General features: G+C 56.4%; 9 protein-coding genes. 2 read left to right on the top strand and 7 right to left on the bottom strand.

Annotated elements, in window-relative coordinates; genetic code table 11:
• Positions 1–205: 205 nt before the first annotated feature.
• Positions 206–1,117, top strand: a complete 912-nt coding sequence (gene xerD / locus ACNKID_RS08360; protein WP_417912982.1) for a site-specific tyrosine recombinase XerD — start codon at positions 206–208, stop codon at positions 1,115–1,117.
• 5 nt (positions 1,118–1,122) lie between these two features.
• Here the strand turns inward: xerD and ACNKID_RS08355 are convergent, their stop codons facing one another.
• From ACNKID_RS08355 to ACNKID_RS08335, 5 genes are all read right to left on the bottom strand, one after another.
• Positions 1,123–1,554, bottom strand: a complete 432-nt coding sequence (locus tag ACNKID_RS08355; protein ID WP_417912981.1) for an FKBP-type peptidyl-prolyl cis-trans isomerase — start codon at positions 1,552–1,554, stop codon at positions 1,123–1,125.
• 14 nt (positions 1,555–1,568) lie between these two features.
• Positions 1,569–1,763 carry a hypothetical protein gene (locus tag ACNKID_RS08350; RefSeq protein ID WP_417912980.1) on the bottom strand — a complete coding sequence of 65 codons (195 nt, stop codon included), beginning with the start codon at positions 1,761–1,763 and terminating at the stop codon, positions 1,569–1,571.
• A gap of 46 nt (positions 1,764–1,809) precedes the next feature.
• The gene (locus ACNKID_RS08345) at positions 1,810–3,654 is read right to left on the bottom strand and encodes an ABC-F family ATP-binding cassette domain-containing protein (RefSeq protein WP_417912979.1); all 1,845 of its coding nucleotides are present in this window, start codon (positions 3,652–3,654) and stop codon (positions 1,810–1,812) included.
• A gap of 229 nt (positions 3,655–3,883) precedes the next feature.
• Complete coding sequence (locus tag ACNKID_RS08340) at positions 3,884–4,165, bottom strand: hypothetical protein (RefSeq protein WP_417912978.1); 282 nt, start codon at positions 4,163–4,165, stop codon at positions 3,884–3,886.
• Positions 4,162–4,347 (bottom strand): hypothetical protein, encoded by a 186-nt coding sequence (locus tag ACNKID_RS08335; protein WP_417912977.1) that lies wholly within the window; start codon positions 4,345–4,347, stop codon positions 4,162–4,164. The genes ACNKID_RS08340 and ACNKID_RS08335 overlap by 4 nt, the downstream gene beginning before the upstream one ends.
• A 545-nt stretch (positions 4,348–4,892) precedes the next feature.
• Here ACNKID_RS08335 and ACNKID_RS08330 point away from each other — a divergent pair.
• Positions 4,893–5,348, top strand: a complete 456-nt coding sequence (locus ACNKID_RS08330) for a hypothetical protein (protein ID WP_417912976.1) — start codon at positions 4,893–4,895, stop codon at positions 5,346–5,348.
• A gap of 198 nt (positions 5,349–5,546) precedes the next feature.
• Here ACNKID_RS08330 and pheA read toward each other — a convergent pair whose 3' ends face one another.
• Both pheA and ACNKID_RS08320 read right to left on the bottom strand, forming a co-directional pair.
• The gene (pheA, locus tag ACNKID_RS08325; RefSeq protein WP_417912975.1) at positions 5,547–6,647 is read right to left on the bottom strand and encodes a prephenate dehydratase; all 1,101 of its coding nucleotides are present in this window, start codon (positions 6,645–6,647) and stop codon (positions 5,547–5,549) included.
• 419 nt (positions 6,648–7,066) lie between these two features.
• Positions 7,067–8,086 carry a catalase family protein gene (locus ACNKID_RS08320; RefSeq protein WP_417912974.1) on the bottom strand — a complete coding sequence of 340 codons (1,020 nt, stop codon included), beginning with the start codon at positions 8,084–8,086 and terminating at the stop codon, positions 7,067–7,069.
• Between the last annotated feature and the right edge of the window lie 516 nt (positions 8,087–8,602).

Below are 8,602 nucleotides of genomic sequence, written 5' to 3'. Positions count from 1 at the left end.
GAGCATCCTTCCGGCGCAGGCGGCGGGAAAACAGAATAATTCAGCAGAGCTGCCTTGAACGCGCAGAAACAGCCATGCCTGCGGGCAAAGCGGACGCTTCAGGCTGGGCTGAGCAAAAAAACTTCCGCATAAGGTTTATGCTCCTCCTTCCGCCCGGCATGCGCAAGAAACTTTTCCGTGAACAGCAGAGGTCACAACTTGGGTTATGAAAACATCCCTGCTCACTGACAGTCTCGATCATTTCCTGCGCTATCTCACCGTGCAGCGTCGGCTTTCGCGCAACACGGTCGACAGCTACGGTTCAGACCTCCGCTTTTTCATCGATTTTCTCCAGCAGCAGGGCATTGCTGATCCGGCAATGATCACTGCCGCCGAAGTGCGGGCTTTTCTCAAAGACTGCCATGCCCGCGAGCTGCAAACCCGCAGCAACGCTAGGCGGATGTCCGCTTTGCGCTCGTTTTTTAATTTTCTTGTTTTTCAGGGAAAGCTGCCGCTGAGTCCGGCGGCGGAGATTGATCTGCCCAAGATCGGCAGTGCGCTGCCAGGCACGCTGTCTTTGGCTGAAGTTGACCTGCTGCTGGCTCCGCTCGCTGAAGATGAGACGCATCCGCTGCGGCTGCGCAACGCCGCCATGCTCCATCTGCTCTACGCCACCGGCATCCGGGTGTCCGAATTAGTCAATCTGCCAATGCAGGATTGCAGCCTGAGCAGCGGCCATGTCCGCATCCTTGGCAAGGGCAGCAAAGAGCGGATGGTGCCCTTCAACGCTGAGGCTGGGGCGCGGATAGCCGTCTATTTAGAACGTGGCCGACCTGTTTTGCTCGGCAGGCGGGGCGGAAACCGTTTTCTTTTTGTCACCAGCCAAGGCGGAGCGATGACCCGCACCCGTTTCTGGCAGATCATCGCCGCAATGGCAAGAAGCTGCGGCATCAGCAAGACGGTCAGCCCCAAGACCATGCGTCATTCTTTCGCCAGTCACATGCTTGCAGGCGGAGCTGATCTCCGCGCCCTTCAGATGATGCTTGGCCATGCCGACATCGCCACCACCCAGATTTACACCCACATTGACACCAGCCGCCTTAAGGACGGACACCGGAAATTTCATCCGCGCGGCTGATTCATTCAGGCAACAATAGAGATCAGCTCAAGATCAAAGCTCAGATCCCGGCCTGCCAAAGGCGGATTCGCATCAAGCTGCACAGCCTCCGCATCCAAACCGACAACCCGCACTAAAATCGGCTGATTGTTCGGCCCGGCCAGCTGAATCTGCTGACCGATCTCCGGGACGATATGCGCGGGAAAGCGGTCTATTGGAATGCTGATGACCATTTCCTCGTGCCGCTCGCCGTAGGCTTTGCCCGCAGGGATCATGACATTCTTCCGTTCGCCCAGCTCCATGCCGGTCACGGCCTCGTCAAACCCGGCGATCACTTGGCCGCTGCCAAGAGTGAATTCCAGCGGCTCCACGCCCCGCGAGGAATCAAAGGTGGAGCCATCCTCCAAGGTGCCGGTGTAATGAACTTTGACGCAATCGCCTTTCTTTGCCGCAGCCATCCTCTTCTCCTTGATCAAATTTGATCTTGCGCATCATTCCGCAGCCTGTCCTGCTGCTCTTCCGGCGCAAGACCAGTGCCGCAGCAGTGCGGGCATTCCTCAACTGTGAGGAGGAAGCGGCTTTCGCCTTGAAAGAAACTGAGCTGGCCGCTGCCGCCGCAGGCCGGACAGGGAGCTGCCGGCTTTTTGCATTGCTTTTCTTGCTGCATGTTCTTCCGCGAGGGCGATCGCAGCAGGGACGGTTCCGAACCGTCCCTACATCTCTCCGTTCCTGAGCTGCTCCAGCTCTTCCCAGCGGCGGTAGAGCCGGGCAACCTCCTGCTGCGCCGTTTCCAGCTCTTGCCAGCAGGCAGCGAGCTTGGATGGATCAGCAACAAGCTCCGGCTCGTGCATCCGCGCTTCCAGCTCTTCCTGCCGGGTTTCTGCGGCAAGAATGCTGTCCTCCATCAGATCATACTCGCGCTGATCTTTATAAGAAAGTTTTTTCGCCGCCTTTTTCACCTCTGCCGCAGTCAGCGGCGCGGACGGCTTCTTCGCTGCCTGCGGCTTCTCCGCTTCGGCCAAGGCCCGCAACCACTGCTCATAATCGGCAAAGAAGGAGGCGTTGCCTTTGCCGTCAAAGCCTAAGATCTGATCGCAGAGCCGGTCGAGCATGAAGCGGTCATGGGTGACTAAAACCAATGCGCCGGGGAACTCGTTCAGGCTTTCCTCCAGCACATCCAGCGAAGGAATGTCGAGATCGTTGGTCGGCTCATCCAAAAGCAGCACATCCGCAGGCTGGCGCATCAAAGCGGCAATGAGAATGCGGGCCTGCTCGCCGCCAGACAGCCGCGCCACGGGTGTTTCCAGCTGATCTGGGCGGAAGAGGAAGCGTTTCGCCCAAGAAACCACATGAATGACGCGGTCCTGATAAATGACGGAATCCCCATCCGGGGCCAAAGCGCGGCGCAGGGTCTGTTCTTGGTCAAGCTGCTGCCTGCGCTGATCAAAGCTGACGATGCGGAGCTTGTCAGCCACGACAATGCTGCCGCTGTCCGGCTTGAGACCGTCATCTGCGCGGTTGGCAGCAGCAAGGATCTGCATCAAGGTGGATTTGCCGCAGCCATTTCGCCCTAACAGCCCCAAGCGGCTGCCAGGCGAAAGCGTCAGATCAAGGTTGGCAAAGAGCTGCCTCCCCTCAAAGCTCTTGCTAATCTTGCTGGCGGCGAGGAGCTTCTTTGTCTTGCGCTCTGTGGCATCAAAGGAAATATCCACCTTGCCGCCGGAGCGGTTGCGGCCTTTCAATTCAGCCAGATCATCTTGCAGCTGATAGGCCGCGTCCTTGCGGGCCTTGGCTTTGGTTGTCCGCGCCTTTGGCCCGCGACTGAGCCACTCGTTTTCCCGCCGCACCTTGTTGGCCAGACGCTCCTCCTCGGCCTGCTGCTGTTCAAGGAAGATGTCCCGCTTGTTGAGAAAGGCTGAATAATTGCCGTTGACCTGCAACGTGCCTTCAGGATAGACAGCGGCCAGCTCAATCACCCGGCTGACCGTGTTCTCCAGAAAGCGGCGGTCGTGGCTGATCATCAAAAAGGCGGCAGGGCTTTCTGGCATGGAGGACTTGAGCATCTTTTCCAGCCAGAGGATGCCTTCCAAGTCGAGATGGTTGGTCGGCTCGTCCATCAGGAGCAGGTCTGGACGAACGATCAGCGCACGGCAGATAGCCAGCCGTTTGCGCCAGCCGCCGGAAAGCAGGCCCGCAAGGCCGTCATGATCAGGGAACTCTGCCCGGCTGAGCAGTGCCTGCGCCCTGCTGCGCTGCTCGGCAGGCTCCAGATGCTGCTCCTCAATCGCCGCGCAGAGGTTCTCTATGCAGCTCTTGTCCTCGTCAAACACATCTTCCTGAGCAAGATAGCTGCTGCGGACATGCCGCTGCCGAAATATCTCGCCGCTGTCAGGGGAGACAAGCCCGCCGATGATTTTCAGCAAAGTGGATTTGCCGGAACCATTCGGCCCGATCAGACCAATGCGGTCGCCTTCAGCAATGGCCAAGCTGACGGAGGAAAAGAGGCTTTGCGCCCCAAAGGCTTTGCCGATGGTGCGGCAGGTGAGCAGGTCAGCCATGCGTCAGAGTTCCATTTCAGGATCAGCGGCCTGCGGACAGGAGCCAAGCCATTCATAATAGGAAGAAGCAGAAAAAGAAAAGACATGCTGCCGGGCAGAGATATGCGCAGCAGCCGGGAGGCATTATAGCATGGCAGGGCCGCCGAAGCGAGTTTTTTGGGCAGGAGGCGCGTTTGGAGCTGTGCGGCTACCAAAAGGTTTGCAGCACCTCAATTGCTGGGAAGAACCGCTACAGCCTTCTTTCAACAAGACGGCCTGACAGATATTTATGAATAATGCTGGCAAGCAATGTCTGACATGGAATGCCGTCTTCAACCGCTCTGATGCTGGCAAGATCGAAGTCCTGCTCTGTCAGGCAGATGTCCACCTGTCTGCGCAGCTCGAGCGTGTTCGCCGCCGCTTCGCGGGCAGCGGCAATTTCCGCTTCCACATTGGGAACAGGCTTCAACTTTCTCTGCTCAAAAGCGGCAAGGATTTCCTGCTCGTAGGAATCAAGCGCATCATCGTTCATTCTTCATGCCTCCGCAAATACTGCCGGGTGGCTTTCCGGCTTGGAATGATGGTTTTCAGGAAATGAACACCGTTCTCTTCTCTGATAAAAGGCACAAGATAGACATAGTCATTGATGTTGACAGCATAAACCGACTGGTTCGGATATTTCTCTGGATTTGGATGATCAACCACGTCAATCACATCGCCTTTGCGGATTGCGTATACGATGGTCTCAAAGGAGATGCCCCGTTCTTCGGAGAGCTTCAGATTTTTTCTCCTGATTCCAGCGGAATTGCCTCATGATGTTTTATCTCAGCGCACTGCTTGTTCTTTTAGCAAGAGACGGCATGACTTCATTGTATGCAATGCATGAGGGCAAGGGCAAGCGGAACATCGCTTGCCTCCATGCTGTTTGAATGCCATCTCCCTGCTGCTGCAAGAATACAACGCATACGCCCTGAAGGCAAGCGGGGTTCAGGTAATGAACCTCTCGTCCACACCGCTACAAGCGGTTTAGGTAGCATCGTCACCAGACCACAACCTATGGCCTCATCCATGGCACGCCCCTGTGCTTGCCCTGTTGTGCATGAATACCAGGGTGGACACAGGGTGGTATCTGCCGTAGGCGTGACGTGCTCTGTTCTGAAGGGTAAAGAAGTTGACAAGAGCGTCCTATCTATGGCAGCCTGAAGAAAGAGAGGATAGAGTCGTGAACGACATAAAAATAAGTTGGAGGGACGTGCATTATGGTTTACCTGAGACGATGGAATTGGATATGGCTGCTGCCTTGCACGCTGCTTTGGCTTATGCCGGATAAGGCAGAGGCGCAGATGACCCAAGCTGAAAGAGATTGCGCTGATAGCTTGGCTCAAGAGACAAGCCAAAAGAATGAAGAGTTCAGAAAGACTTTTGATGAGACAGTACGTCAATTCAAAGAAGGCGATGCTTGCCAGTTTAGTATAGCGGCACTAACACCGCCGAAATCCTATGCGTCATCAAAGCTGGTGACACCGCTTTTGAAGGCGATGCAGCCTAAGCTAACGACGGCATGTTTCGCCTCTAACGCAGAGCGGCTGCGGGAACCAGGTGTTGGCTACACGCTCTTAACCATCATAACGGAGACCGTGGAGAAATCTTTACCAGAACCTCTCTGCACTCCAGATCAATCACGACCAAGGAATAACGCAGAAGACCTGATATAGAAATACAGGAGTATCCCGTAGGGGCAGCCCCCCCCGTGCTTGCCCTGCTATGCTCAATCCAAATCACAGGCTTCTGCTCCTACAGAGGACAACGTTGTCCTCCTGAAGAGAGGCTGCGCAGACAAGCTAGTTGATATTCTGGATGTGAAGACAGCGTGAAATGGCTGACCTGCTGTTCATGAACAGCAGGTCAGCCATTCAGATGTGTTTCGCTTCAGGCTCCGCTGCTTTAGGATAGGAGCCAAGCAGCTGGACAGAAGGGCAGATGCGCTTCAGTTCCTCATAGGCTTCTTGGATGGGCTGATCTTCAATGTGCCCGATCAGATCAAGGAAGAATTGATACTTCCACCGCTTGCCCTTGACTGGCCTTGATTCCAGCTTGCTCAGATTGATATGCTTGGCAGAAAGGATGCTCAATGCCTCATTCAATGCGCCGGGCTTGTCCGCTGTGCCCAGCAGCAGGGAGGTTTTGTCGCTGCCGCTGCGTGGCTGCGCATGACTGCCGATAACCAGAAAGCGGGTGGTGTTGCCCTGATGATCTTCAATGCTGGGCACAGCAATCTGCACCTCGTAGCGCTTGACCGCCAGCTCGCTGGCAATAGCGCCGATGTTCGGATTGTCTGCCGCCATCTGCGCTGCCGCAGCGGTTGAGGAAACCTCCAGTGTCGGGATGCCGGGCAGGTTCTTGCGCAGCCATTCGCGGCACTGCGCCAAGGGCTGCGCATGAGAGGCCACCAGCTGGATGTCCTTCAGATTGCCGGAGCCGCAGAGCAAGTTCTGCCGCACAGGCAAATGCAGCTCGCCGCAGATGTTGACCTTGTATTTCATGAAGGAGTCCAGAGTCAGGGCGATGGAGCCGTCAATGGAATTCTCCACCGGCACGATGCCGTACTGCACCCGGCCTTTCTCCACTTCCAAGAAGGCATCTTCAATCGAGGCGACTGGCCGATACTGCGCAGCCGGGCCGAAATACCGCACTGCCGCCAAGTGGGAGAAGGTGGCTTCCGGCCCCAGAAAGGCCACTTCCACATCTTTCTGCGCCAAGCGGCAAGTGGTCATGATTTCATGAAAGATGCTCCGCAGAGCAGCTGCCGGGAACGTGCTGCTGTTCTCTGCCAGCAGGCGTTTATAGACTTCGCGCTCGCGTCGCGGGTCCCAGTTCGCCAGATTGGCTTCTTTCTTCAGCCTGCCGATGGTCAGGGCGCAGTCAAGACGCTCCTGAAGCAGGCGGAGAATGCTGCTGTCTATCTCGTCAATCCGCTGGCGGACGTGGGGGATGGTGTTTTTTGCTTCAGCCATTGGCGTATGTTGGTTCAATGGAATGCGCGGGAGCTGCCGCACGGAATTATTGAAGAAAGTTTCTGCTTGCTTCAGGTGCGCACAGGCGCAGGCCAAGCAGGAAACGCCGCGTTTGCAGCTGGAAATGGCTCGCTGCACGCTTGCAACGTCACGTTGTACACTTGCAAAGCCTCATTGCTGACTGACAATGCCGCATTGTCAGCTTCACATGCCTCATTGCATGCTTGCAACGTCACGTTGCAGGCTTGCAATGCCTCATTGTTGACTGACAACGCCGCATTGTCAGCTTCACATGCCTCGTTGCACACTGACAATGCCTCATGTGCAGCGTGCAGCGGGGCGTTGCAGACTTGCAACGCCTTATTGCTGATTGACAACGCCGCATGTTCAGCCGGAAATGAGGCGTTGCAAACCGCCTTTCACCGTCCGGCTTTCTTCCGCCGTTCCCGCTCGGCAAAGCTGGCCTCATACACTGCCTTGCGCAGCCGGTTGAGGCTGCCCAGCGGACGATGCTCCTTGAGCGCGTGCCACGGATTGAAGAACATTCCTTCGCACCGCTGCTCCAGTTCACTGCTCCTGTTGACCGCCTGCTTGCTGATGCGCAAGGTCGCGACTGTAACAGGCACTGACTGCTGCTCGTCCCAATACACCGAGGCATTCTCAATCGGCATCTTCAGCGGATCCCCCTGCTTCTGCACCTTGAAGTCAAACACGGCTTCACTGGCAGCGAGCTGCTTGGCAACGGCCTCTCTCAGGTAGTCTGGCGGCAGCTTCTCTGGATGAGCAGGCCCTGCTGCAAGCACCGGCGGCACCGCCGAATACTTCACCGCCTGCCCTGCGGTTCCGGCAGCATCGCCAAGCCAGTACGGCACTCCGCTCCAGTAGGTGATGCTGAGCGGGCTGGTCACGCTCTTCTTTCTGATCTCCTTGATGATCTTGAGCTGCTCAGGTTCAAAGAGCTGAAGATAACCAAGGGCAATGAGATCGCCGATCAGCGGCACGCTCTTGTGTTTGATCACATCCCGGTATTCTGCCGCGTTCGGAAAAGGAAAGACGGGATGATCCACGAAGAGGAAATCCTGGCTGCTGTCTGTGTCGCTGGCCATTGCCCGCTGCCCATGAACATTGAGCAGCTTAATGGCCAAGCCTCTGGCAGTTCGGTCGCCATCGGGCGTGATTGCGCCTTGGGCGTTGGAGAAGCGGACAATGGCCTCAAAGACCCGGCCTGGCTGGCTGAACACCCCATAGCGAAGGCTGTCTGGAATATCCGCAGCAATCTCGAAGGTTGCTCTGACGCAGGCCGTGGCCTTGGCGTGCTGGACGCGCAGCGGGCAGCCGTCGTGCGATTCTTCCATCAGGCCAATGGTCAGCTTGATCATTTCCTGGATGATCTGCTCTTCGCCTTTTGTGGAATAGTCTGGCAGCAATTCTGGATTCATAGACATTCTTCCTTCACCTTGTCGGTGATGTGCTGAGGTTGTCGCGGCGACCATGAACCTGCCTCAGTCACAGGCTGGGCAGGATAACGCACATACTGGCGGCCTGAAGACTGCTGCTGCGGAAGATTGCTTTGATGTCATAGCCGCATGGTCATGACGGGCCTTGCGTACTTCATCCACTATGGGATCATGAGTTGTCGTCTTCATCTTCAGGCTCCATGAGTCCAGCGGGTGTGCAAATGATGGTTGGCTCATAGCCTGCCTTCCGGCAGACTGCCTCTATTCGTGAACGCATCGTCGCATTGGCGATATGCCGGCAGTTCCACGTTGCTAACTACTCAACGCCGTTGGTGACCGCAATCGAAATATGCCCCGCGTCCTCCTCTGCCTTGCTAGGGATAGTGCCGGATATCCCAGCTCGGCAGAAAATCCCCCTGTCTTGGCAAAACGGCTGGCAGGCCGCGCAGGGTTCAGGTATAGTGAGCATGTTTTTGACATGCTAAAACATCTGGCGGC

The sequence above is a fragment of the Candidatus Electronema sp. TJ genome, assembly GCF_048287355.1.
Classification (GTDB): Bacteria; Desulfobacterota; Desulfobulbia; order Desulfobulbales; family Desulfobulbaceae; genus Electronema.
This window is presented reverse-complemented; position numbering and strand designations above follow the sequence as displayed.